This window comes from Pseudonocardia xinjiangensis (assembly GCF_050948425.1).
In the GTDB taxonomy this organism is placed as follows: domain Bacteria; phylum Actinomycetota; class Actinomycetes; order Mycobacteriales; family Pseudonocardiaceae; genus Pseudonocardia; species Pseudonocardia xinjiangensis.
The window spans coordinates 3,723,643-3,747,649 of record NZ_CP192009.1 but is presented as its reverse complement, the minus strand read 5'-3'; the positions used below and the strand labels follow the sequence as shown (position 1 = coordinate 3,747,649).

Annotated in this window: 23 protein-coding genes; 12 read left to right on the top strand and 11 right to left on the bottom strand. The window is 71.9% G+C overall.

Translation table 11 applies throughout. From position 1 onward, the window contains the following. Positions 1-400 precede the first annotated feature (400 nt). Complete coding sequence (locus ACQPZA_RS17610; RefSeq protein ID WP_433282377.1) at positions 401-655, top strand: hypothetical protein; 255 nt, start codon at positions 401-403, stop codon at positions 653-655. A 10-nt stretch (positions 656-665) separates the two neighbouring features. On the opposite strand, the gene ACQPZA_RS17605 is transcribed toward ACQPZA_RS17610, so the two are convergent. The 5 genes from ACQPZA_RS17605 to ACQPZA_RS17585 form a co-directional block, all read right to left on the bottom strand. Next, positions 666-1,004, bottom strand: coding sequence for a hypothetical protein (locus tag ACQPZA_RS17605; RefSeq protein WP_433282375.1), 339 nt, complete (start codon positions 1,002-1,004; stop codon positions 666-668). Then, entirely contained in the window at positions 1,001-1,843 is an 843-nt protein-coding gene (locus tag ACQPZA_RS17600; RefSeq protein ID WP_433282373.1) for a peptidoglycan recognition protein family protein, read from the bottom strand. The genes ACQPZA_RS17605 and ACQPZA_RS17600 overlap by 4 nt, the downstream gene beginning before the upstream one ends. A gap of 54 nt (positions 1,844-1,897) precedes the next feature. Further along, the gene (locus tag ACQPZA_RS17595) at positions 1,898-2,278 is read right to left on the bottom strand and encodes a hypothetical protein (protein ID WP_433282371.1); all 381 of its coding nucleotides are present in this window, start codon (positions 2,276-2,278) and stop codon (positions 1,898-1,900) included. Between the two features lie 514 nt (positions 2,279-2,792). Beyond that, on the bottom strand, positions 2,793-3,203 hold the full coding sequence (locus ACQPZA_RS17590; protein ID WP_433282369.1) for a hypothetical protein: 411 nt from the start codon (positions 3,201-3,203) through the stop codon (positions 2,793-2,795). Positions 3,204-3,396: 193 nt separating this feature from the next. Beyond that, positions 3,397-3,714 (bottom strand): hypothetical protein, encoded by a 318-nt coding sequence (locus ACQPZA_RS17585; protein WP_433282367.1) that lies wholly within the window; start codon positions 3,712-3,714, stop codon positions 3,397-3,399. Positions 3,715-4,304: 590 nt separating this feature from the next. Here ACQPZA_RS17585 and ACQPZA_RS17580 point away from each other — a divergent pair. The 10 genes from ACQPZA_RS17580 (at position 4,305) to ACQPZA_RS17535 (ending at position 15,258) form a co-directional block, all read left to right on the top strand. Then, positions 4,305-4,712 (top strand): hypothetical protein, encoded by a 408-nt coding sequence (locus tag ACQPZA_RS17580; protein ID WP_169394820.1) that lies wholly within the window; start codon positions 4,305-4,307, stop codon positions 4,710-4,712. Positions 4,713-4,963: 251 nt separating this feature from the next. Further along, the gene (locus ACQPZA_RS17575; protein WP_169394821.1) at positions 4,964-5,692 is read left to right on the top strand and encodes a ferredoxin reductase; all 729 of its coding nucleotides are present in this window, start codon (positions 4,964-4,966) and stop codon (positions 5,690-5,692) included. A 121-nt stretch (positions 5,693-5,813) separates the two neighbouring features. Continuing rightward, positions 5,814-8,672, top strand: coding sequence for a hypothetical protein (locus ACQPZA_RS17570; RefSeq protein WP_433282365.1), 2,859 nt, complete (start codon positions 5,814-5,816; stop codon positions 8,670-8,672). Beyond that, positions 8,672-9,412, top strand: a complete 741-nt coding sequence (locus ACQPZA_RS17565; RefSeq protein ID WP_433282363.1) for a GntR family transcriptional regulator — start codon at positions 8,672-8,674, stop codon at positions 9,410-9,412. The genes ACQPZA_RS17570 and ACQPZA_RS17565 overlap by 1 nt, the downstream gene beginning before the upstream one ends. A gap of 107 nt (positions 9,413-9,519) precedes the next feature. After that, positions 9,520-10,935: an extracellular solute-binding protein gene (locus ACQPZA_RS17560; RefSeq protein WP_433282360.1), complete on the top strand. Its 1,416-nt coding sequence runs from the start codon at positions 9,520-9,522 to the stop codon at positions 10,933-10,935. Next, on the top strand, positions 10,907-11,830 hold the full coding sequence (locus ACQPZA_RS17555; RefSeq protein WP_433282358.1) for a carbohydrate ABC transporter permease: 924 nt from the start codon (positions 10,907-10,909) through the stop codon (positions 11,828-11,830). Before ACQPZA_RS17560 ends, ACQPZA_RS17555 begins: the two co-directional genes overlap by 29 nt. Next, complete coding sequence (locus tag ACQPZA_RS17550) at positions 11,827-12,648, top strand: carbohydrate ABC transporter permease (protein WP_169394826.1); 822 nt, start codon at positions 11,827-11,829, stop codon at positions 12,646-12,648. Before ACQPZA_RS17555 ends, ACQPZA_RS17550 begins: the two co-directional genes overlap by 4 nt. Further along, a complete protein-coding gene (locus ACQPZA_RS17545; protein WP_169394827.1) occupies positions 12,648-13,784 on the top strand; it encodes an ABC transporter ATP-binding protein in 1,137 nt (378 codons plus the stop codon). Before ACQPZA_RS17550 ends, ACQPZA_RS17545 begins: the two co-directional genes overlap by 1 nt. Positions 13,785-13,786: 2 nt before the next feature. Beyond that, complete coding sequence (locus tag ACQPZA_RS17540; protein WP_433282355.1) at positions 13,787-14,989, top strand: CehA/McbA family metallohydrolase; 1,203 nt, start codon at positions 13,787-13,789, stop codon at positions 14,987-14,989. Positions 14,990-15,072: 83 nt separating this feature from the next. Further along, complete coding sequence (locus tag ACQPZA_RS17535; RefSeq protein ID WP_169398607.1) at positions 15,073-15,258, top strand: hypothetical protein; 186 nt, start codon at positions 15,073-15,075, stop codon at positions 15,256-15,258. Between the two features lie 78 nt (positions 15,259-15,336). On the opposite strand, the gene ACQPZA_RS17530 is transcribed toward ACQPZA_RS17535, so the two are convergent. From ACQPZA_RS17530 to ACQPZA_RS17520, 3 genes are all read right to left on the bottom strand, one after another. Continuing rightward, on the bottom strand, positions 15,337-16,164 hold the full coding sequence (locus tag ACQPZA_RS17530) for a DUF1932 domain-containing protein (protein ID WP_433282353.1): 828 nt from the start codon (positions 16,162-16,164) through the stop codon (positions 15,337-15,339). A gap of 49 nt (positions 16,165-16,213) precedes the next feature. After that, complete coding sequence (locus tag ACQPZA_RS17525; RefSeq protein WP_433282351.1) at positions 16,214-17,017, bottom strand: metal-dependent hydrolase; 804 nt, start codon at positions 17,015-17,017, stop codon at positions 16,214-16,216. Positions 17,018-17,087: 70 nt separating this feature from the next. After that, positions 17,088-18,101, bottom strand: coding sequence for an aldo/keto reductase (locus tag ACQPZA_RS17520; protein WP_433282349.1), 1,014 nt, complete (start codon positions 18,099-18,101; stop codon positions 17,088-17,090). Between the two features lie 93 nt (positions 18,102-18,194). Between ACQPZA_RS17520 and ACQPZA_RS17515 the strand changes: the two genes are divergently transcribed. After that, a complete protein-coding gene (locus tag ACQPZA_RS17515; protein ID WP_433282347.1) occupies positions 18,195-18,875 on the top strand; it encodes a TetR family transcriptional regulator in 681 nt (226 codons plus the stop codon). A 6-nt stretch (positions 18,876-18,881) separates the two neighbouring features. On the opposite strand, the gene meaB is transcribed toward ACQPZA_RS17515, so the two are convergent. From meaB to ACQPZA_RS17500, 3 genes are read right to left on the bottom strand one after another with little or no spacing between them, the layout of a single operon-like run. Then, on the bottom strand, positions 18,882-19,862 hold the full coding sequence (gene meaB / locus ACQPZA_RS17510) for a methylmalonyl Co-A mutase-associated GTPase MeaB (protein WP_169398610.1): 981 nt from the start codon (positions 19,860-19,862) through the stop codon (positions 18,882-18,884). A 29-nt stretch (positions 19,863-19,891) separates the two neighbouring features. Next, positions 19,892-22,054 carry a methylmalonyl-CoA mutase gene (scpA, locus tag ACQPZA_RS17505; RefSeq protein WP_433282345.1) on the bottom strand — a complete coding sequence of 721 codons (2,163 nt, stop codon included), beginning with the start codon at positions 22,052-22,054 and terminating at the stop codon, positions 19,892-19,894. Continuing rightward, complete coding sequence (locus tag ACQPZA_RS17500) at positions 22,051-23,994, bottom strand: methylmalonyl-CoA mutase family protein (protein ID WP_433282343.1); 1,944 nt, start codon at positions 23,992-23,994, stop codon at positions 22,051-22,053. The genes scpA and ACQPZA_RS17500 overlap by 4 nt, the downstream gene beginning before the upstream one ends. Positions 23,995-24,007: the final 13 nt, after the last annotated feature.

Sequence of the window (24,007 nt, the reverse complement as noted above, 5' to 3'; positions counted from 1 at the left end):
CGCGCCGGCGCCCGAGTGCGCATATCAGTAACGAGCAGCACGAGCCGCTCAATACGCCGGTGCACCGCCGCGATCGCCCCCACTCACGTCCGTATCTCGTTTCCGGCCACATATTCGTCCGACACACCCCGGCGGTGCGATAATCGACGAACCGAAATCCCGAGGCCGAATGGTCCGGCCCCGACCGGCGCCGGGGATCTGCATTCCCGGTCGCAAGCGAGTGAACCTGTCACATCACACTTGACACCTCGGAAATGTACGCGGACTCTCGGAGGTGACAAAGAGCCTCAAGGGGGATGATCGATGTGTATATCGTGATGCCACACCATTGTCACGCTTCCCGACTCACGGACGGCAACCGTCGGGCAGGTCCGACTGCGCCACCCCTCGACCGCAGCCGGTGGTCCTGAGGACCGCCGCCGCCTGGCTCTGGATCCGCTCGCTCCTCAAGGACGCGTTCGCGTTCGCCTCCGACCATCCCGCCACCGTCCTTCTCACACTGATCGTGACGGGGGCGACGTGGGCGATCCTCGCCGGTCGCCCGCCGTCGACCGGCCTCTGCGCCTGCGGACACACCGTGGCGACCCACGAGCACTACCGTCGCGGCAGCGAGTGCAGCGCGACGGGCTGCGGCTGTCCCCGGCTGCATGCGTAGAACGGCCATGTCAATCCTTGCCCTTCGCCGCATGACGGCCGCCGACGAAACCGGCGGGCACGAGCTTGACCGCCTCCGCGACGCCGGTCGGCTTCCACAGGCCGAAGTACGTCGACACGGCCACGATGAACGTGCCCAGTGCGGCGAACGCGGAGACCTGCCATGCGAACGCGTCGCCCGCCGCAACGGCCCTGCCCCACTCGGTGAGAACCGCCGTCGTGCCGGCCAGCGCCGCCAGCACCACGGCCCGGATCGCGTCCGAGGCCGCATAGCGGGTGACCGCGGCGACCACGACGGGCAGCACGATCCCGATCACCAGCGAGAGCAGCTGCGCAGTCCCGATCATCATTTCTGCCGACCTTCCTCCGGCAGCAGGCCTGCGAGGGTGGTCTTGATCTCCGCGAGCTTGGCTTCCATGCGCTTGACCCGCGCGAACGTCGACATGTTGTGCCCCCACTGGGTGTCCCGGTCAGGGCCTGGTCGACCGGCCATGCCGTCGAGCACGGCGCAGAGCTGCCGGTGCATGTCGGTCAGCATGTTCCGTACCGACACCACGTGGCCGTACATGTTGTCCGGGTCGCCCATGTGGTGGACCCGGGAGTCCAGGCGCTTGACGAGCTCGGTGTGGATCTCGTCGATCTTGCGTTCGGTCTCAGCAGACATGTCATTACCTCCGATAATTGCCTGAGCTTTCGAAATCACGGCCGGAATCTGTGCGATGCGCCGGTCTCCCGGACAAACCTTGCCGTTGGCGGCGGACCATAGTTCCCCGCCGGCGACCATGTAGGGCCGAACGCCCTGACGGTGATACCCGACGCCTCGCCGACCCGGCAGGCTGTCCGGGATCAGCACGCAGGGGATGTCGTACTCGACGCAGCACCGGGCGATGATCTCCGCGAGGGAGTCCATCTGCGCCTCGGTCCACGCCGGCACCTCAGTGCCGTCGGCCGTGTCCCATCGGGGAAACTCCGGACCGATGTCGGCCGTCTCCACGGAGAGCACGTGATGGTTACCGTTCAGGTTGGCCTCGGCCACGTAGTCCGTGTCCTGCCACTGGAACACCCGACCATCACCACCGACCCCCCAGTGGGACTCGGTGCCGCCGTATCCGGACTGCCGGAAATAAGAATCGGTGCCGGCGAGGGTGCCGACCATCGTATGCAGGCAGATGATGTCGTGCCGCGACATCCTCGACTGTGTCTGTGGACCGAGGGGGCGCCAATCGCCCCAGCGCACGCTCATTCAGACCTCCCGTGTCACGATATGGTGGGTGAGCAGAGCCGGCGGTGGTTCCAGCGTCACCCCGGCCTTTCCTGCCTCAATAATCGCGTAGACGTCCCATGTCGCATGTTCCATGACCATGATCCGATGGGCAGCAGCGTCCGCCTCGAGCGTCGAGACGCGGGACGCCAGGTACTCCACCTGGCGGGTCAGGTCGGCGACCCGGGCGTCCTCGGCGTCGTCCACCCGCTTTATCTTGCCCAGGGCCCGGCCGCGACCGAGCCACCAGAAAATCGGAGCCAGCAACTCCCGTAGTTTCGCGCTGATCAACACCAGCATGGTTATCGCGCTCAGCGCGAGCGTGAGATAAACCGTGAGGAGATTGCCGCCGTCATCTGCCATGCCGATCAGCCGTCCGCTCGACGGGCCGGCCCTCGGTGCTGTGCCCCGGACCGCAGCACATGGCATGACCGCGGCGAGTCGTTCATGGCACGGCTTCGGCACTCAGCACACTCGCCGACCGCCGACCGATCACGAACGAAGGAGTCATCGAAGAAATCGAACGGGCGTACGTCATGCTGCCACCTCGCTAGGTCCCGCTAATACGGTCAGGCACTCCACGTCGCCCGGCCGGCCACGCCTCGATATCAGCTCATCGGCGATCCGGTCGAGGCGGCCGCCAGTCACCCGGAATTATCTTCCAGGCCCGCCCGGTCCACTCTCGGATTTCGCCACTGGACAACAGGGCGCGCTCTCCTGCGATGAGCGAGATCGTGCCGAGTATCTCGTCGGTCTTCACAGGTGACAGCTTCGCGCGTGCCACGTCTGATCCTATGTGACAGTGCGAGCAGGCGAAACGGGCCGATCGAACCATTCCCCCGAGGGGAGCCCGGCCCGGCTCACCCCGGCCGGCACCTCATTGGTCATCCGTTTCATGCTCGGGGGTCAACTCCTTGTCCGAGGTACCGATGACGGCACCGTAATAGACCGCGCGTCCCGCAGGCTGCGGCCCCGCTGCCGGTACCGAGTTTTCTCGCGCTGCCGCGGCGGTCGTGCGCGCAGCCCTGATCGTCCTGCTCGCCGGCGTGGTCGGAGGGAGGCCCAGCGCCACGTTGATCTCGGCGAGCACGCTGCCGAGCCCGTTGCCGGCGTCCAGCACATCCCCGCACGTCGGCCCGTGGTTCGCCGGCCCGCCGTGCTCGGCCCGGTAGATCAGGAACGCCCGGAAAGCAGCACCGCCGGCCCCCTGCCCGTCCGGGACCAGGGCCTCACCGATCCTCCGGACCGCAGCCCAGCAATCCTCGTCGTCGCCGTCTACTTTCTCCATGACTGCCCCGTGGCCCCGTCAGGCCCGCACGGGGCCGTGCGGATGTTCGCCCCGTCCTCGGGCAGAGCACGACTGCGGGGTTTCCAGATTTCGCCTGCCATGACGTTCTCCTGTCGTATCTGATGTGACACCGAGTACCTGAGTCGTAGATTCGGGGACCGGCCGATGTCCGGAGACAGCAACCGGTCGGAGATTATTCGGGCGGCCCGGCCATGTTATGGATACGCATGGCGTTGGCCATGATGTGCGTCGGCACGACGAGGACGACGAAGGATCTGCCGCAGCTCACACACCGACCGTCGACGAGCATGCGGTGGTTGTCGCCGTCCTGCTCGTTCGATTCGAGTATCGAGGCGAGGATGTATTTCAGCGCCTCGATGTACCAGTCCGCGACCGCCACGTCGCCGCGTTCCACACCGTGCTCGTCATCGAAGTTCTCTTCGGGATTATCATCGGGATTTTCGTCGGGACGGTCGGCACCGTGTCCTGTTATGTGTGACGCCTCGTTCACGGCGGAACCCTGAGACCTTCGTCCGGAGTGGTCGGCCTGGCGACCAGCCAGGTCGGCGATGGCGGCGGATGGATACTACCGGGCATTTGTTCGGCCTCGACTTCCGAAACGCGGTAGCGGACGTCACGCTTACCGATATGGATAAACGTTGGACCCGACCCGTCCGACTCCCGACGACGGAGGGACCACCTACTCACAGACGCGCGGCCACTTCACCCTTAACCAGTTGTTCCACCCCCACCGCTGTCTCACCTGATTAGACGAACCTGCCACGACGTGCCATACTCTCTGTTATCGTCACCTGGTGGTGCAGGTCACTGGGAAGGGCGAGGCCCGCCGAAGGGCGGCTGCGTCCTCCGCTGACAGCCCTGTTTGATGTTGTTCATGCAGATCAGTTCGGAGGAACCATTGGTACACCCGGGCGGTGCTTGTGTCAAACAACACGGGACACCGATGATCACGACGCAAATCCGTGATCATGGCCCTCACCAGCGCTTTCACGACCGCTATCACGCCAATGGTCATTCACCACGGATCACGGGCGGCCCGTAACCCGAGACGAAGGCTCGCGAACGGAGCAGCAGAAGATCATGACAACCTCGGAGATCGGCAACTTACTCACGCGGGCCGGTGTCGGCGGCCAGTACAGCTACCGGGACGCCGCGCGCCTCACCGGCCTGTCGCACGCGACGATAGAACGGTTACACAAGTCGGCTCACGTATCGTCGGACGGCTCGATGCGGGCGCCGCACCCGGCGACGATCGACGCCCTGTCCCGGCTGCCCGGGCTGACCCTGTCGGAGCTGCGGTGGGCCATCCTCGTCGATCTGGGCTACCTCACGGATTATGCGGAACAGCAGGTCCGCGACCATCTGGGAGAATCCAGTAGGCGGCGGGTGCTGACGCTGGAGGAGATGGCGCAGGAGCTGGCCAAGCTCCCGTCACAGCAGCGCGACGCGGTTTATGCGATGGTCGAGGATATTCTCGGTTCCGTATGACACCGGCGGATTATCGGACGGAGCGCATATCGCCGTCGGCCGGATAATCGATGGTCCGGCAGCGTGGAGATGCTCGGCCCCGGGCTCGCGGTCGCTGCGCGGGCGCCGGCCCGACGGGCGCCGCCCGCCGGCGCGACGCCGTACAGTCTCCTGGGCGGTCGGGCCGACCACCCGAAGCCCGTCCAGCCCGGTCCTGGAGTGTCCATGCGACGTAACACGTACCCGCAACCGTTCAGGTCGGTGGCCCGGCGATGAGCCTCACCCCCGGTGACACCACCCACCGCCGGACCTTGCGCTGGCAGACGGCCCGCGTGCTCAGCGTCCGGGACGAGACGCCGCGGGCGCGCACGTTCCGCCTCGCACTGCCGGAACCGCGCCCCCACCTCGCCGGGCAGCACTACGTCCTGCGCCTCACCGCGCCCGACGGCTACACCGCATCGCGGTCCTACTCGGTGGCCTCCGCGCCCGACGGGTCCGGCGAGATCGAGCTGACGGTCGAGAGGCTGGAGGGCGGTGAGGTCTCCGAGTTCCTGCACGAGGTGGTGCAGCCGGGCGACGAGCTCGAGGTCCGCGGGCCGATCGGCGGCTTCTTCGTCTGGACGGGCGACACATCGGCACTGCTCGTCGGTGGCGGCTCCGGCGTGGTGCCGCTGATGGCCATGCTGCGCGAGGCCCGGGCCACCGGCCACTCCGATCTCGTGCGCCTCGTGGTGTCGGCCCGCTCACCGGGCGAGCTCTACTACGCCGACGAACTGCCCGGACCGGAGACCGTGGTGGTCTACACCCGGCAGGCCCCACCGGGAGCGGGTCGCACGGCAGGCCGGATCGCCGTGGCCGACATCGCGCCGCTCGTGCGCGGCGGCGAGGACGTCTACGTGTGCGGCTCCCCCGGCTTCGCCGACGCGGCCACCGGTGTGCTGCTCGAGGCCGGCGTGCCGGTGGAGCGCATCCGGGTGGAGCGGTTCGGGCCGTCCGGCTGACACCGGACGCGGCGGCGACCCGGGACGAACCGGTCACCATCGACATACTCGTCGATGATCGTTAGGTTGTCAGGACCAATAGTGGGCCCCGGCACCCCGATCGAAGCGAGGCAGCCAGCGCATGACCGGAACGACGACCGGGGCAGTCCCGACCAGCGCAACCACGACCGGCGCGGCCGCGGCGAACGGGCAGGCGACGACGGGCTCGGCGACCGTCCATCTGGTCCCGCACACCCACTGGGACCGAGAGTGGTACGAGCCGTTCCAGCGCTTCCGGCTCCGGCTGGTCGACCTGCTCGACGACGTCCTCGAGTGGGCCGAGGCGGACCCCCGCTTCCGCTTCACCCTCGACGGCCAGATGGCCGCGGTCGACGACTACCTCGAGGTGCGCCCCGAGAACCGGGACCGCATCGCGACGCTGGTGCGGCGCGGCCGGCTCGCGGTCGGTCCGTGGCAGATCCTGCTCGACGAGTTCCTGGTCTCCGGCGAGAACATCATCCGCAACCTGGAGCTGGGGCGGGCCCGGGCCGACGAGCTCGGTGCGGCGATGCCCGTCGGGTACCTGCCTGACGAGTTCGGGCACTGCGCTCAGATGCCGCAGATCCTCGCCTCCGCCGGCTTCGCCCACGCCTGCCTGTGGCGCGGCGTGCCCGCCTCCGTGGACGGTCACGCGTTCCGCTGGGTCGCACCGGACGGCAGCGCGGTGCGGGTGGAGTACCTGGTCGGGGGCTACGGCAACGCGGCGTCCCTCTTCGCCGACCCCGCCCTGTTCGCGCAGCGCGCGGTGGCGCTGGAGGCCGCGCTGCGCCCGGTGTTCGGCACCGAGCCGGTGCTGGGCATGTACGGCACCGACCACTCGGCCCCGGTGCGCTCGCTGGTCGGCCTCGTGTCCGGGCTGGCGGAGGACGGCGCGCCGGTGCACATGGAGATCACCACTCTCGGCGACTACATCACCGCGCGGAACGCGGACGACGACCGCATCGCGGTCGTGCGGGGTGAGCTGCGCAGCCACGCGGCGGCCAACATCCTGCCCGGTGTGCTGTCGGTGCGCCCGCACCTGAAGCAGGCCATGGCCCGGGCCGAGCGGATGGTGGAGCGCTACGCCGAGCCGCTGGCCGCCCTGTGGTCGCCCACGTGGCCGCAGCGGTTCCTGGACATGGCCTGGTGGCGGCTCGTCGACGCGTCGGGGCACGACTCCGTCACCGGATGCGGTGTGGACGAGACCGCCGTTCAGGTGTTCGCCCGCATCTCCGAGGCCGAGCAGCTGGGCCAGGCCGTCCGCGACCGGGTGGTGGGCGGCATCGGGCGCGGCGTCCCCCGGGACGCGGTCGTCGTGGTCAACCCGTCGCCGGCCGACCGCACCGACCTCGTGACGCTGGATCTGGAGGTGCCCGCCGAGTGGCCGGCGGTCGCGCTGCAGCATGCCGACGGCACCGTGGCACCCACGCAGGTCGAGAGCCGCACCCCGGCCCTGCTGCACGAGGAGCGGATGGCCGCCGCGGCGCTCCCCACGTTCTTCCCGCGCATCCACGGCCGCGAGCTGTTCGGCCTCGAGATCGTCACGTGGGCGGTGCACGCCGGCGAGCGCGTCCTGGAGTTCGACCTCGCCCGCCACGGCGGCGCGGAGCCCTTCGACCCGGACGCCCTGCGCGCCGCCGTCGCCGCCGCAGCGGTCGACGGGACCTGGACGGTCCGGCTGCGCGCGCGGGAGCGCCGGGTGCTCACCGGACCGGTGACCGTGCCCGCGCTGGGCTGGGCCTCGGTCCGGCCGGTGGCAGCCATCGGGGCGACAGCGCCGGTCCCGGACCTCGTCCCGCATCCGGTGCAGGCGCAGGACCGCTGCCTCGACAACGGCCTCGTGCGCGTGGACGTGCACGACGACGGCACCCTGCGGATCGCCGCGGCCGACGGCACCGTGCTCGACGGCGTCGGCCAGATCGTCGACGGTGCAGACCGCGGCGACACCTACAACTACGCGCCGCCCGCCACCGACACCGTGCTGAACGCGCCGCTGACCGTCGAGGTCACGGCGCCGGACGGGGGGCCGCTGCGCGCCGCGATCACCGTGGACCGCTCCTACTCCTGGCCCGCCGCGATTGACTGGGAGCACGACCGGCGCAGCGACGCGTGCGAACCGGCGAGCGTGTCGATGCGGGTGGAGCTGCGCGCGGGCGAGCGGTTCGTGCGCCTGGAGCTCGCGATCGACAACCGCAGCGCCGACCACCGCGTGCGCCTGCACGTGCCGCCGGCCCGACCGGCGTCGGCGTCGCACGCCGAGGGCCAGTTCGCGGTGGTAGAGCGGGGCCTCACCGCGGAGGGCGGCGACGGTCTCGACGCCCGGTCGGCCGGCTCCGCACCCAGCGGTGAGCACCCGCTGCCGACGTTCCCGGCACACGGCTTCGTCGACGCGGGTGGGGCCGGGCTGCTGCTCACCCAGGCCTGCGAGTACGAGCTGGCCGACGGCGAGCTGGCCCTCACCGTCCTGCGCTGCACCGGACAGATCAGCCGCAACGTGCACCCGTACCGGGAGGAGCCCGCGGGCCCGCAGATCCCCACCCCGCAGGCGCAGATGATCGGCACCACCACCGTCGCGCTCGCGGTGCTCCCCCACGCCGGCACCTGGGTCGACGCCGACCTCGTCGGCGCGGGCGAGCGCTACCGGCACCCGCTGCACGCGGCCCCGGGCGAGGCAGAGGTCATGGGTCCGCTGGAGAGCCACCGGGGCCTGGCCATCGAGGGGGCGGCGCTCACGAGCGTGCGCCGCCGCGACGGCGGGCTCGAGGTGCGCATGGTGGCGCAGTCCCCCGAGCCGGCCACGGCGGTGCTCAGCGGCCCGTTCGCCGCCGCCCGCGCCGTCGACCTGCGCGGCCGGACCACGCGGGAGCTGCCGGTGACCGCGGGGCGGCTGGAGCTGTCGCTGCGCCCCTGGGAGATCGCGACCGTCCGGATCGACGAGTCCACCGCAACGGGGAGCGAGTGATGGCCGGCCGCCCGCAGGTCGTCGTCGACCGGGCCAGCCCGGTACCCCTCTACTTCCAGGTCGCCCGCCAGCTCGAGCAGGCCATCGAGTCCGGTGAGCTCCCCCCGGGAGCGCGGCTGGACAACGAGATCGCACTCGCCGAGGAGCTGGGGCTCTCCCGGCCCACCATGCGCCAGGCGATCCAGTACCTCGTGGACAAGGGCCTGCTGGTGCGCAGGCGCGGGGTCGGCACGCACGTCGCCCGAGCCCGGGTGCGCCGCCCGGTGGGGCTCACCAGCCTGTTCGACGACCTGTCCGGCTCCGGCCAGCAACCGACGACCGCGGTCCTGTCCCACACCGTGCAGGCCGCGTCGGGCGTGGTCGCGGCGGCCCTGGAGGTGCCGGAGGGCACCGCGGTGCTGGCGTTGGAGCGGCTGCGCCGCACGCGGGGCGAGCCGCTGGCCATCCTGCGCAACCACCTGCGCGCCGACCTCGTCCGGCTCGACCCTGCGGTGCTCGAGGAGCGGGGCCTCTACGAGGTGCTGCGCGACGCCGGCGTCACGCTCGCCGCCGCGCAGCAGAGCATCGGCGCCCGCAAGGCGTCCGGGGCGGAGGCCCGGCTGCTCGACGAGCCGCGGGGCGCCCCGCTGCTCACCATGCGGCGCACGACGTTCGACGACCGGGGCGTCGTGGTGGAGTACGGCGACCACCTCTACCGCGCCTCGCGGTACTCGTTCGAAGTGGCACTCACCGGACGCTGAGCTGATATCCGGACGCTGAGCCGATATCCAACTGTCATCGACGAACCCGGATAAGTCATGACATAGTCCCGCTGATCATGTCGTCACGTACGCACAATGAGGTGGGCATGGCAGGCAGCAGAACGGCCCGGATCGCGCCGGCACTCGCGGCGGTGACCGCGCTCGCGCTCGCGGGCTGCGCAGGTGGCGGGACGGCGAGCGGGGGCGACCCCCAGCGCAACGCCGACGCCACGACGGTCTCCCTGACGATCGCAGCCAACGTGGCCCAGGGCGGCAAGAACGCCCAGGAGGCCGACTGGATCGTCGACTACGTCATCCCGCAGTTCACGAAGCGGATGGCCGACCAGGGCGTGCAGGCGACCGTCACCCTGCAGCCGTCGGGCGTCGACGACGAGCAGTACAAGACCAAGCTGTCGCTCGACATGCGCAGCGGCGGTGGCGCCGACATCGTCGCGCTCGACGGCATCTGGGTGGGTGAGTTCGCCCAGGCCGGCTACATCCAGCCGCTCGACCAGCTGGTCGGCCCGGCCGCGGGCAGCTGGGACGGCTGGGCCCAGATCCCCGACCCCGTCGAGCAGCTGGCGACGTTCGACGGGCAGCGCTACGGCGTCCCGTACGGCACCGACGGCCGGGTGCTGTTCTTCAACAAGGAGCTGTTCGCCCGGGCCGGGCTGCCCGCCGACTGGCAGCCCACCAGCTGGCAGGACGTGCTCGACGCGGGTGCGAAGCTCAAGCAGCTGCCCGGCGTCGACCCGATCCAGCTCAACGCCGGCACCGCGATGGGCGAGGCCACCACCATGCAGGGCGTGCTCCCCCTGCTGGCCGGCACCGGTGCCGCGCTCCACGCCGACGGCAAGTGGCTGGGCGACACCCAGCAGCTGCGCGACGCGCTCGGGTTCTACCAGTCGATCTACGGCGGCGGGCTCGGCGATCCCCAGCTGCAGCAGGAGGCGAAGGGCCGGGACAAGTCGTTCCAGGAGTTCGCGGCCGGTCGGATCGGCATCCTGCTGGAGAGCGACTACTTCTGGCGCGCGGTCGTGTCACCCACGGACGGCATCGCTCCGATGCCGAACCGGGACCAGGTGGTCGGCTACGCGAAGATCCCTGCCCAGCAGCCGGGCAAGGGCCTGGGCGGCCAGGACTTCGTGAGCATGTCCGGCGGTTCCGTGCGCGCGCTGAACCCCCACACCCAGTACCCCCAGCAGGCGTGGCAGCTGCTCCAGTTCATGAACTCGGCCGAGGCCGTGCGCGCCCAGCTGGGCACCACCGCGCGGATCACCCAGCGCGACGACGTCAACGCCGACGTGCTCGGCAACGACCCGATGCTCGGCTTCGTGGCCACCCAGGTGCTGCCCATCACCGCCTACCGGCCGGGCCTCGCGGAGTACCCGCAGGTGTCGCAGGCGCTGCAGGAGGCCACGGGGGCGGTCGTCGCGGGCACCGCGCCCGACCAGGCCGCGCAGGAGTACCGGACCGCTCTGGAGGGTGCGCTCGGTGGCGCTGACGACATCACCTCCGGCTGACCTCGCCCCCGCGCGGGAGGCCGCGACGGACGCCGCAGGCCTGGGACGGGTCCGCGCCTCGGCGTTCGTCGTGCCCGCGCTGGTGCTGATCGCGATCTTCCTGGTCTACCCCGCGCTGTGGACCCTCTACCTGGGGCTCACGAACTACCGGCTCACCGGCATCGCCGCGGCGCGGCCGCAGTTCGTCGGGCTCGACAACTACGTCAAGGCCCTGCGCGACCCCGAGTTCCTCAACTCGTTGTGGCTGACGCTGCTGTACGTGATCGGCTCGGCGGTGATCGGGCAGAGCATCCTCGGCTTCGTACTGGCCGCGACGTTGCGTACGGTCCCGCGGGTCGTGCGCGGCGTCGTCGAGTCGTTCGTGATGCTGGCCTGGATCCTGCCGAGCTCGGTGGTCGCGTTCCTCTGGATCGCGCTGCTGGACCGCGACAGCGGCACGGTCAACGCGCTGCTCGGCACGCCGGGCATGGCGTGGCTGCTCGAGTACCCGATGCTGTCGATCATCGTGTTCAACACGTGGCGCGGCACGGCCTTCTCGATGCTGCTGTTCAGCGCGGCTCTCAATGCCGTGCCGCCGTCCCAGCTCGAGACCGCGCGCATGGTGGGCGCGTCCGGGTGGCAGCAGCTGCGCGACGTGGTCTTCCCGCACATCCGCGGCCACGTCCTCACCAACCTGCTGCTGATCAGCCTCTGGACGTTCAACGACTTCGCCCCCTACCTCATCACGGCGGGCGGGCCGGACAACCGGTCGGAGATCCTCCCGGTCTTCGTCTACGAGTCGGCGATCTTCGACGGGCAGCTCGGGTTCGGCACCGCGATCTCGCTGCTCATGCTGCTGATCAACCTCGTGCTCGCGGTGGTCTACCTGCGCCTGCTGCGGGAGCGCCGGTCATGAGCCCGCGCGAGCTCGTCGGCCGGGTCGGCTTCTACGTGCTGATCGCCGTCATCACCGCGTTCATGGCCCTCCCGGTGCTGTGGCTGCTCCTCGCGCCGTTCGACCGCACGCCCACGCTCACGACCTCGCTCCCGGAGTGGACCTGGCAGAACTTCGCGGGGCTGCTCGACAACCCGTACGCCCTCGCGTCGCTCGGCAACTCCGTGCTGCTGGCGCTGGGCTCCATGGTGGTGGTGACGGTGCTCGGCGCGCTGGCCGCGTACGCGCTGTCCCGGGTGCGGATCCCGGGCCGGGACGGCCTGCTCTACGCGCTGCTGCTGCTCTCCTCGATCGTCACCGGCACGGCCGCGATGGTGCCGATCTTCCTGCTGATGTTCGAGCTGAACCTCATCGACTCGCAGCTCGGCGTGGTGCTCGTGCTGAGCGGGGGGCTGCTGCCGGCGGCGATCTTCATCCTCAAGGACTTCATGGACGCCACCCCGCGCTCCTACGAGGAGTCGGCGCGGGTGTTCGGCGCCGGGCCGCTGCAGATCCTGCGTGACATCGTGCTGCCGGTGGTGCGGCCCGGGATCGCCACGATCGCGGTGTGGACGGTGGTGAACGTGTGGGGGAACTTCCTCACCCCGTTCATCCTGCTGCGCAGCCCGGACAAGTCCCCGGCCGCGGTGGTGCTCTACACCTTCTACACCGAGGGCGGCCAGGCCGACCTGGGGCTGATCTCGGCGTTCTCGTTGCTCTACTCGATCCCCGTCGTCGCGATGTACGTCTTCGTCAACCGGCGCTACGGGTTCCGCTTCCACGGAGGGATCAAGCGCTGATGGCCGACATCGAGCTGCGCCGGCTGGTCAAGGAGTACCCGGGCGGCGTCCGTGCCGTCGACGGCCTGGACCTCACCATCGCCGACGGCGAGTTCTTCGCCCTGCTCGGGCCGTCGGGCTGCGGGAAGACCACGCTGCTGCGCTCCATCGCCGGCCTGGAGACGGTGACGGGCGGCCACATCCTGATCGGCGGCCGCGACGTCACGGGTCTGGCACCGGGCGCCCGCGACATCGCGATGGTCTTCCAGGACTACGCGCTCTTCCCGCACATGACGGTGCGCGACAACATCGCCTATCCCCTGCGGATCAGGAAGATGGGCAGGCCGGAGCGCCACGCCAAGGCCGAGGAGACCGCCGAGGGCCTGAGCCTGGGCGGCCTGCTCGACCGGCGCCCCGGCCAGCTGTCGGGCGGCCAGCAGCAGCGGGCGGCACTGGCCAGGGCGGTGGCGTGCCACCCGAAGGTCTTCCTCTTCGACGAGCCGCTGTCCAATCTCGACGCCCGGCTGCGGCTGGAGGCCCGCACGTTCCTCAAGCGGCTGCAGCGCGACCTCGGTGTCACCACGGTCTTCGTCACCCACGACCAGGCCGAGGCACTGGCGATGAGCGACCGGATGGCCGTCATGGACGCCGGGCGGATCCGCCAGATCGGCACCCCCACCGAGGTGTTCCAGCGCCCGGCCAGCACGTTCGTGGCGAGCTTCATCGGGTCGACGCCGATGAACCTGCTCGACGCCGTGGCCGACCGCGACACCCTGCGGGTGGCGGGCACGACGCTGCCGCTGCCGGCGGCCGCAGGCCCGCACGTCCGCGACGGGGAGAAGCTCGTGTTCGCGGCACGTCCGGAGTACATGACCCTGCACCGCGAGGCCGAGCCGACCGGCATCGAGGGCGTGGTGGCCATCGTCGAGAACATGGGCGTGGGCTCGCTCGTCTCGCTGGAGGTGCCCGGGGGCGCCGACGGCGCACGCATCGTGCAGGTGACCGTGCCCGAGGGGCAGGAACCTGAGATCGGCTCGCGCGGGTGGGCGGTGGCCGCGCCCGAGCGGGTGCTGCTCTACCGGCACGACGACGGCGAGCTGGTGGGCAGCGAGCGGGCCGGCGCGGGTGAGCCCGTGCTGGCCGGCGCGGGGGACTGACCGTGGCACGGACGGTGCACCGCGGCCGCTGGAGCCTCGAGGACCGCGCCGAGAACTTCTACCAGGAGCTCCCGGTCGACGTCCCGGCCGGGGCGAGTGCCCTCGCCGTCCGGCTCGCGTTCGACCGCGGCGCGGGCGTGCTGGACCTGGGCTGCTTCTCCCCCGCGGGGTTCCGGGGCTGGTCCGGCGGGGCCCGCGACTCGTTCACGATCACCGCGGACCGGGCGACGCCGGGCTACCTGCCCGGACCGCTCGACGCCGGCACCTGGCACGTCTGTCTCGGGCTGCACCGGGTACCGGTCGAGGGGCTCGCGTACGAGCTGGTGGTGGACACCAGCGCCGACGCCCCTCCCCCCGTGCCGCCCCAGCCCGCCGCTCCGCCCGTCCCGGCCCGGCCGCCGCGCCGCGAGCTGCCGGCCGAACCGGGCCTGCGCTGGCTCGCCGGTGACCTGCACAGCCACACCGTGCACTCCGACGGCGCGCTGACCGTCGACGAGCTGGCCTGCCTCGCCGCCGCGAGCGGCCTCGACTTCCTGGCCGTCACCGACCACAACACGGTGAGCCACCACCCCGCGCTCCCCGCCGCGGGGCGCCGGGCCGGAGTGCTGCTGCTGCCCGGGCAGGAGGTCACCCGCGACACCGGGCACGCCAACGCCTTCGGCGACATCGGCTGGATCGACTTCCGCCGCCCCGCCGACGACTGGCTGGCCGAGACCGAGCGACGCGGCGGGCTGCTGTCGGTCAACCACCCGCTGGCGAACGACTGCGCGTGGCGGCACCCGATGGTCCGCAGACCGCGCTTCGCCGAGATCTGGCACTGGACCTGGCTCGACCGACGCTGGGGCGGCCCGCTGGCCTGGTGGCTGGCCTGGGACCCGGCCGTGCTCCCGCTCGGCGGCAGCGACTTCCACACCCCCGCCCAGGGCCGTCCGCTCGGGGTGCCGACCACCTGGGTGCAGTGCGCCGGGGACGACGTGCTCGCGGGCATCGACGCGGGCCGGATCGCGCTGAGCGCGGGGCGCGACGCGCCGGTGCTGCTGCGCGTGGGCGACGAGCTCGTGGTGCACGACGGCGACGGCACGTACCTCGTCGACCCGGACGGCGGACGCCGGGTCGTGCTCGGTGACCGCCGGTCGTTCCCGGGCCGCCCCGGGCCCCACCGGCTCGAGTCGGCCGACAACAGCGTGCTCGCCCTGGTCACCTGACCTGCGGCGAGTCGGAACACCTTCGAGTGAGAAATGCCGGGACGATGAGGACCCACAGGCCCCAGCAGTCCAAGCTGTCCCTCATGCAACGCACGTCACTGACCGTCACTGCTGTTCTCCTCAGCGCGATGGCCGGCGCGATCCTCCTCGGCGGCGCGCCGAACGCGGAGGCCTCGCACGACGTGCCCGGCAACCGCGGCTGGGACTCGGTGAGCAACCGCGGGTGGAGCCAGGACGTGCGCGACACGTCGGATCTGGCGGGCCACTAACCACGAGACCGGGGCGACACCCCGCCCCGTCGACCGCCGCCGCCCAACCTCCCCCCGGTGCGGCGGCGGTCGTTCGGTTCAGGAGCCGGTCCCGCGTTCCTGCGCCATCCGCCGGTACATCTCCGCGGCCGAGCGGGAGAACCCGTCCGGGACGCCCACGGCCGCCACCGTGTCGGCTGCCTCCTCCATCTCCCCCACCCAGCGCCACGCCTTCGGGCCGGCCTGGGCCTCCAGCTTGTCGAGGACGGCGGTGAGGTCCACCCCGTCGCGGGCCAGCAGGTCGCCCAGCGCGTCCTGCACGCCGTAGCCGCGGGCCGCGGCGGCGACCGCGAGCCAGACCGCGGGCATCGCCTTGCTCTGCATGGCGTAGCAGGCCTTGAGTGCGCTCGCCGTGCCCAGTTCGGTACCGAGGACGCGGGCTTCGAACGGCGACCCGCGCAGCAGGCCGGCCACCGCGCCGGCCGCCGCGCCGGAGAGCAGCAGCACGGTGTGGCCCGCCTCCCACGCCGGCGGCCCGATGACCGCACCGTCGACGACGTGCTCGGCACCCAGCACCGTGCCGACCCGCCGCACCGTGTCCGGGGAGACGGCGTTCGCGTCGACGTACACCGGCCGGTCCGGGCGGTCGCCCAGCGCCTCGGCCACCTGCTCGGCCACCTCGACGGCGGCGTGCGGCGGGCAGATCGAGATGATCACGTCCGAGCGCTGCGCCAGCGAGGCGAGATCGGGCACACCGACGAGGTCGGCGAGCTCGGCGCGTTTCGAGGTGGCGTTGCTCCGGCCGGCAGCGGCCCAGATCACGGCACCGGCCGCAGGTTTGAGGGCCGACCCCAGCGCGGCGCCCATGGCGCCGGGGTGCAGCACGCCGATCACCGGGCGCGGCTTGAGCTCTGCGTCGTCGTCCACGTGACCATCATCGTCCCTGCGGACCGGCCGGGCGCCGGTGCGTCGCCGCTCAGCCCCCGGCGACGAGCCGCTCGAACCCGACGCGCAGGTCCAGCAGGAACGGGGCAACCCCCGGCACCACGTACGCGGCCAGCAGGAACGTCGCCACGGTGAGGGCGGGCGCCACCACCCAGGTCTCCACCACGCCGCCCGTCCGGAAGCGCAATGGGCGCGGGGTCCCCACCGGGTACCAGCTGCGCCGTCGGATCCGGATGGGCCACAGCAGCGGCGCACCGGACTCCGTGATCGCGTCACCGATCGAGTGCACCACCATGCCGAGCGCCACCGCGGTGCCGAGCCAGCCGGCCGTGCCGGCCGTGCCGCCGGGGACGAACTCCTCCACGGCGTAGGTCAGCCCCGCCGCGATCACCAGCGACGGGGGGCCGGGCACGATCGCGTCGAGCCCCTTGATCGCGAGCGCGATGCAGACGAACAGCGTCCCGACCAGCACCGGGGTGCCCCACCGTGCCGAGGCGAGGTTGATGGCCAGCCCGAGCAGCACGGCGGCCACCACGGTGTGGGTCAGACCTCGGTGAGTGCCCTTGCCCGTGTCGCGCCGGCCCCGGGTCAGGTCGTAGACGAACCCGGACAGCGGCCGTACCGCGTTGCTGGCGAGCCAGGACGCGACGGAGAACCGCTTGGTGGCCATCGACGACGGATGGTCGAGGTCCGGGAGCAGCGCGGCGCCCGCGCACACGGTCGCGAAGGTCAGCACCGATCCTGCGCTCGAGTCGATCTCCACCCACTGCTGCGCGAAACCTGCGACGGCGAGGCCTGCGGCCGCGCCGGATGTTGCATGACTTACCCCGAGCACCGGACGACGTTAGCGATCTTGAGCCGCGCGCCGCAGGAGGCGCGCCGGGCCGCTTCCCGCGGGAGAGCGGTCAGCGGTTCCGCACGCCCAGCTCGCCGTACTGGCCGCCGCGCACCCGGTCCGGGGAGAAGACCTGCCCGAGCGCGGCCACGTCGTCGGCACTCAGCGCGACGGCCGTGGCCGCCGCGTTCTCCCGCACGTACCTCGCCCGTTTCGTGCCGGGGATGGGGGCGACGTCATGGGGCTGGGCGAGCAGCCACGCGAGAGCCACCTGTCCTGCTGTCACACCGCGAGCGTCGGCGAACCGCGAAAGCTCCTCGACCAGCGACAGGTTGTGCCGGAGGTTGTCGCCGGAGAACTTCGGCAGCGTGGAGCGGAAGTCGCCCGCGTCGAACCGGGTGTCGCTCCCGACGTTGCCGGTCAGCGCCGCCCGGCCCAGCGGGCTGTAGGGCACCAGCGTGATGCCCAGTTCGCGGCACACCGGCAGGACCTCGGCCTCGATCCCGCGCTCCCAGAGCGAGTACTCGCTCTGCAGGGCTGAGATCGGCGCGACGGCGGCGGCCCGGCGCAGCGCGTCCGCGCCGATGTTGCTCAACCCGATCGTCCGCACCTTCCCGGCGGTGACGAGCTCGGCCATCGCGCCGACGGTCTCCTCGACGGGCACCGTCGGGTCCAGCCGGTGGCAGTAGTACAGGTCGACGTGGTCGGTCTGCAGCCGCGCCAGGCTGGCGTCGCACGCGGCCCGGACGTACTCCGGACGGCCGTCGAAGACCACCCCGCCGTCGGGCACGGGCCGCGCACCGAACTTCGTCGCGAGCACGACCTCGTCGCGGCGCCCGCGGACCGCCTCGCCGAGGAGCGCCTCGTTGTGCCCGAACCCGTTCCCCGTCGGCACGGAGCCCGCTGCCCCGTAGATGTCGGAGGTGTCGAAGAAGTTCACCGCCGAGTCGAGGGCGACCCTGATCGTCGCGATCGACTCCTGCCGGTCGGCGGTGCCGTAGAACTGCGACATCCCCATGCAGCCCAGGCCGATCGGCCTGATCCGGATCGTGCTGTGCCCCAGCGTGATCTGTGCTTCGTTCACGGGAGCCCATAGTATCGGTCCACTGGACCGCTAACAAGGGTCCAGTGGTCCGCTAGGGTGTCCCGTGAACCACGAGACATCAGGGGGTGCGCGGTGCGCCATCCGCCGGAACCGCAGTTCCGACGCGCCAGGCGACCGGAGCAGCAGGACCAACGGCGCCATGCCATCCTCGCGGCGGCCGAGGCCATGCTCGCCGAGGTGCCCCTGGAGGACGTGGGCCTGCGCGAGCTCAGCCGCCGGCTCGCCATCCCGAAGAGCAACGTGGTCCGCTACTTCGGCACCCGCGAGGGCGTGCTGCTCGAACTGCTCCACCGCAGTCTCGCGAGCTGGCTCGACGAGCTCGATCGCGAGCTCGGCGCGGGCCCGTGCGGCATCGAGCGGCTGGTGGAGACCTGGGCCCGCACGCTGGCCGCGCACCCCCTGCTCTGCCGGCTGTGGAGCCAGCTGGCCACGGTGCTCGAGCGCAACGTCTCGGCCGACTCCGTCCACCGCTTCAAGCTCGCCGACCTGGAGCATCGACGCCGGCTGGGCCGGATGATCCACCGGTGCGTACCGGAACTCGACGAGGAGGCCTCCCTCTACGTCACGAGGATCGCGGTCGTCGCCGTGGCGGGCCTGTGGCCGTTCTGCACACCGACGCCCACCGTCGTCGAGGCCACCACCGATCCTCGGCTCGCCGACGCCAGGCTCGACTTCGCCGCGATGTACGCCGACATCCTCCGGATCACCATCACCGGGCTGCTTGCGCTCCCCCGCGACACTGCGGCCGGATAGTCCCTCTCAGAGACCCAGCAGGTTCATGATCTCCTGCGCCCCCAGCGTGGGGGTGAGGCCGCCCGCGCGCACGTCACCTTCCAGCGCGGGGATCGCCGCGCGCACCTGCGGGTCGGCGTGCAGCCGGTCCATCAGCTGGTCGCGCACCATCGTCCACATCCACTGCACCTGCTGGTCGGCGCGCCGCCGGGCCAGCGCGCCGGACTCCTCGAGGGTGGCGCGGTGCTCCTCCACCGCCGCCCACACCTCGGCCATGCCGGTGCCGGACTGAGCGCTGCACGCCAGCACCTTCGGCTGCCAGGACGCGCCTGCCGGCGTGACGAGCCGCAGTGCGCCGGTCAGCTCACGGGCCGCCGCTGCGGCCTCCTTCTCGTGCGGGCCGTCGGCCTTGTTGACCGCGACGACGTCGGCGAGCTCCAGGATGCCCTTCTTGATCCCCTGCAGGGAGTCACCGGTGCGGGCCATCGTGAGCAGCAGGAACGTGTCGACCATCGCGGCCACGGCCACCTCGGACTGGCCGACACCCACCGTCTCCACCAGCACGACGTCGTACCCGGCCGCCTCCATCAGGACGATCGTCTCCCGGGTGGCACGCGCCACCCCGCCGAGCGTCCCCGCGCTGGGCGAGGGCCGGATGAACGCGTTCTCGTCGACGGCCAGGGCGGCCATCCGCGTCTTGTCGCCCAGGATGGAGCCCTTGGTCCGGGTGGAGGACGGGTCGACGGCCAGCACCGCCACCCGGTGGCCCGCGCCGGTGAGCCGGGTGCCGAGCCGCTCGATGAACGTCGACTTCCCGACGCCGGGCACCCCGGTGATGCCCACCCGCCGGGAACCGGAGGTCACCGGCAGCTCCATGAGCAGCTGCTGCGCCGCCTGGCGGTGGTCGGGACGGTGCGACTCCACGAGGGTGATCGCGCGCGCCAGCACGGCCCGTGACCCGCCGAGCACGCCCTTCACCAGCGCGGGCACATCGATCTCGCGGGCCACGGCCCTCCTCCCGAGCTCCGGCGACGACCTCAGCTGTGCGCGGCTGCGAGCTTCTGCAGCAGGTCCGCCGCGGCCTCCGCGATCACCGTGCCCGGCCCGAACACCGCAGCGGCGCCGGCCTCCCGCAGGGCGGGGTAGTCGGCAGGCGGGATCACCCCGCCCACCACGACCATGATGTCGGCGCGGTCGAGCTTCGCCAGCTCGTCGCGCAGCTCGGGCACCAGCGTGAGGTGCCCCGCGGCGAGCGAGTTGACGCCGACGACGTGCACGTCGGCCTCCACCGCCTGCCGGGCCACCTCGCCCGGGGTCTGGAACAACGGGCCCACGTCGACGTCGAACCCGAGGTCGGCGAAGGCCGTGGCGATCACCTTCTGGCCGCGGTCGTGCCCGTCCTGCCCCATCTTCGCGACGAGGATGCGCGGCTGGCGCCCCTCGTCGGCCGCGAACTCGGCCACCAGCTCGCGGGCCCGCTCGATCGCCGGGCTCGACCCGGCCTCCTCGGAGTACACACCGGAGATGATGCGGACCTGACCGGCGTGGCGCCCGAACACCTTCTCCAGCGCGTCGGAGATCTCCCCGACGGTGGCCTTCGCCCGGGCCGCGTTCACCGACAGGGCCAGCAGGTTCTGCTCGTCGCCGCGCGGCGAGCCCTCCGCGATCGACGCTGCCGCGTTCGTCAGCGCCTGCAACGCCGCGTCGACCGCGCGCGAGTCACGTTCCTCGCGCAGCCGCCGCAGCTGCTCCAGCTGCTCGCGCCGGACCCCCGCGTTGTCGACCTTCAGGACCTCGACGTCCTCGTCCTGGGCGACCACATACTTGTTCACGCCGATCACCGGCTGGCGGCCGGAGTCGATGCGCGCCTGCGTGCGCGCCGCGGCCTCCTCCACCCGCAGCTTGGGGATGCCGGCGTCGATCGCCTGCGCCATCCCGCCCGCCTTCTCCACCTCCTGGATGTGCGCCCACGCCCGCCGCGCCAGGTCGTAGGTGAGCCGCTCGACGTAGTAGCTGCCGCCCCACGGGTCGATGACCTTCGTGGTGCCCGACTCCTGCTGCAGCAGCAGCTGCGTGTTGCGGGCGATCCGCGCGGAGAAGTCGGTGGGCAGCGCGAGCGCCTCGTCCAGCGCGTTGGTGTGCAGGCTCTGGGTGTGGCCCTGCGTTGCGGCCATCGCCTCGATGCAGGTGCGGATCACGTTGTTGTAGACGTCCTGCGCCGTGAGCGACCACCCCGAGGTCTGGCAGTGGGTGCGCAGCGACAGCGACTTCTCGTTCTGCGGCGAGAACTGCTTCACGAGCTTCGCCCAGAGCAGGCGGGCGGCCCGCAGCTTGGCGACCTCCATGAAGAAGTTCATGCCGTTCGCCCAGAAGAACGACAGGCGCGGGGCGAACCGGTCGATCGACAGCCCCGCGTCGAGCCCGGCCCGCAGGTACTCCACGCCGTCGGCGAGGGTGTAGGCGAGCTCCAGATCGTTGGTCGCCCCCGCCTCCTGGATGTGGTAGCCCGAGATGGAGATCGAGTTGAACCGCGGCATCTCCCGCGAGGTGAACGAGAAGATGTCGGAGATGATCTGCATCGACGGCTGCGGCGGGTAGATGTAGGTGTTGCGGACCATGAACTCCTTGAGGATGTCGTTCTGGATGGTCCCCGTCAGCTTGTCGTGCGGGACGCCCTGCTCCTCCGCCGCCACGATGTAGAGGGCGAGCACCGGCAGCACGGCGCCGTTCATCGTCATCGACACCGACATGTCGCCGAGCGGGATGCCCTCGAACAACCTGCGCATGTCGTAGATGGAGTCGATCGCCACGCCCGCCATCCCGACGTCGCCCGCCACGCGTGGGTGGTCGGAGTCGTAGCCGCGGTGGGTGGCCAGGTCGAACGCGATCGACAGCCCCTTCTGCCCGGCGGCGAGGTTGCGCCGGTAGAACGCGTTCGACTCCGTCGCCGTGGAGAACCCCGCGTACTGCCGGATCGTCCACGGCTGGGTCGTGTACATCGTCGGGTAGGGCCCGCGCAGGTACGGCGCGATCCCCGGGTACGTGCCGAGGAAGTCCACGTCGGCAAGGTCCGCCGCCGTGTACAGCGGCTTCACCGCGATGCCCTCCGGCGCGTCCCAGGCCGGCACGTCTCCGTCCCAGTCCGCGGCGGGGGTCGCGTCGCTCTCCAGGGGGACCTGGGTGAAGTCGGGAAGGTTCATCGCACGTCCTCCTGAGCCGCATAAACGGACTCGATCACGTCGAGCGCATCGACGCCGGCGTGGAGCGTGCCGTCGACGCCGGGGACCCCGGTCCTCCCGGCGAGGAGCACCTGCCGGGCGCCCACCTCACGCAGCGCCACCACCGTCTCCGCCCCGCGCTCGCCGTAGACCGCGTCGGTGGAGCAGAGCACCGCCACCGGGATGCCGGACGCGATGAACGCGGCGGCCACCTCGTCGGCGGTCTCGGTGGACCCGGCCTCCACGACCTCGATCCCCCCGGCCTGCAGCAGGTTGCGGGCGAAGCCGGCCCGGGTGGTGTAGGCCGCGAGTGGCCCGAGGGTGGCGAGGAACGCGCGCGGGCGGGAGCCGGTGGCCGCGAGCCGCGCGTCGGACCGGTCCCGGTAGGCCTCATAGGGCTGGGCCGGGCGGAACCACGGCAGGCCGCCGCCCGGCTGCTCGGGCAGCGGACGGCGCCGCACCGGCTTCTCGGCCGGATCGGCGAACTCGCTCACCCCGGTGACGGGAGCCCGGCGCGTGGCGACGTCGGCCAGCCGGCGCCCGCGGACCACGGCGACCTGCTCCGCGACGAACCCGGAGTCGAGCGCGGCGAGCGCCCCGCCCTCGGCCTCGACGTCCTGGAAGAACGCCCAGGCCGCCCTCGCCAGCTCGGCGGTCAGGGACTCGACGTACCAGGAGCCACCGGCGGGGTCGATCACCCTGGCCAGGTGCGCCTCCTCCACGAGCAGCGCCTGGGTGTTGCGCGCGATCCGCCGGGAGAACGGCTCGGGGGCACCGAGCGCGGCGTCGAACGGCACCACCGTGACGGCGTCGGCGCCGCCCACGCCCGCCGCGAAGCCGGCGACGGTGCCGCGCAGCAGGTTCCCGTACGGGTCGCGCCGGGTGAGCATCGTGGGCGAGCCGACCGCGTGCTGGCGCTGCGGCTGCGGCGAGCCGCAGACCTCCGTGACGCGCGCCCAGAGGCGCCGCGCGGCGCGCAGCTTCGCGATGGTCGGGAACTGCTCCGCGGTGGCGGCGTAGCGGAACTCCAGCAGCCGCGCCGCGGTGGGCAGGTCGAGCCCGGCGCCGACCCCGTCGGCCCCGGCGGCGGTGAGCACCCGCAGGTACTCCAGGCCCGCCGCGAGCGACCAGCCCAGCTCCTGCGCGTCGGACGCGCCGGCACCGTGCACGGGCAGCGCGTCCACCACGATCGCGCGGACCTGGGGGAACTCCGCGGCGACGTGCCGGGCGAGCGGCACCACCGTGGCGACGTCCGGGCCGTCCCCGGTGCGTGCGCGGCGCCCGACGGGGTCGAGGCCGAGCGTGCCGAGCAGCTCGGCCGGCCCGACCCCCTGCTCGGCGGCGAACGCGAGGAACGCGTGCGCGGCGTCGGTCTCCGCGTCGGCGGGAGCGGCCGCGGCGTCGAGGACCACGGGAGCGAGATCGAGACGCACGTCGGCGAGCACGGCCGGCAGGTCCGCGACCGCACTGCCCCCCTCGCCCAGGGCGAGCCAGATCGACCGCACGCCGTTCTCCAGATCGGCCTGCACCGCCTCGCGGGCGAGCCGCGCGTCGGGCTCGGCGACGCGCTGCCGGACGTCCCACCCGTCGGGGGCCGCGCCGTTCCTGCCCGACCCCCGGACGAACGGCGCCGCGCCCGGCACGCCGATGTCGGCCGCGGGCGCGTCCTCGGCGGTGTAGAGCGGCAGCACGCGGATGCCGTCGGGACTGCGCCGGGTGAGCCTCTCGACGCCGGCCCCCGGCGAGGCGGCACCGCTGCCGGGCACCGCGGCGAGCAGGCCGGCCTTGCCCACGACCTGGTCCACGAGGCGCACCCACGCGTCCCGCGGGGCGGCGGGAAACTCCCCCGCCAGCACCAGGTCCTCCGGCTCGGCCGGTGCGTCGGCGGCCAGCGCCCCGCTGTCGACCTTCGCCGTGTTCATCGGTCCGCCGCGC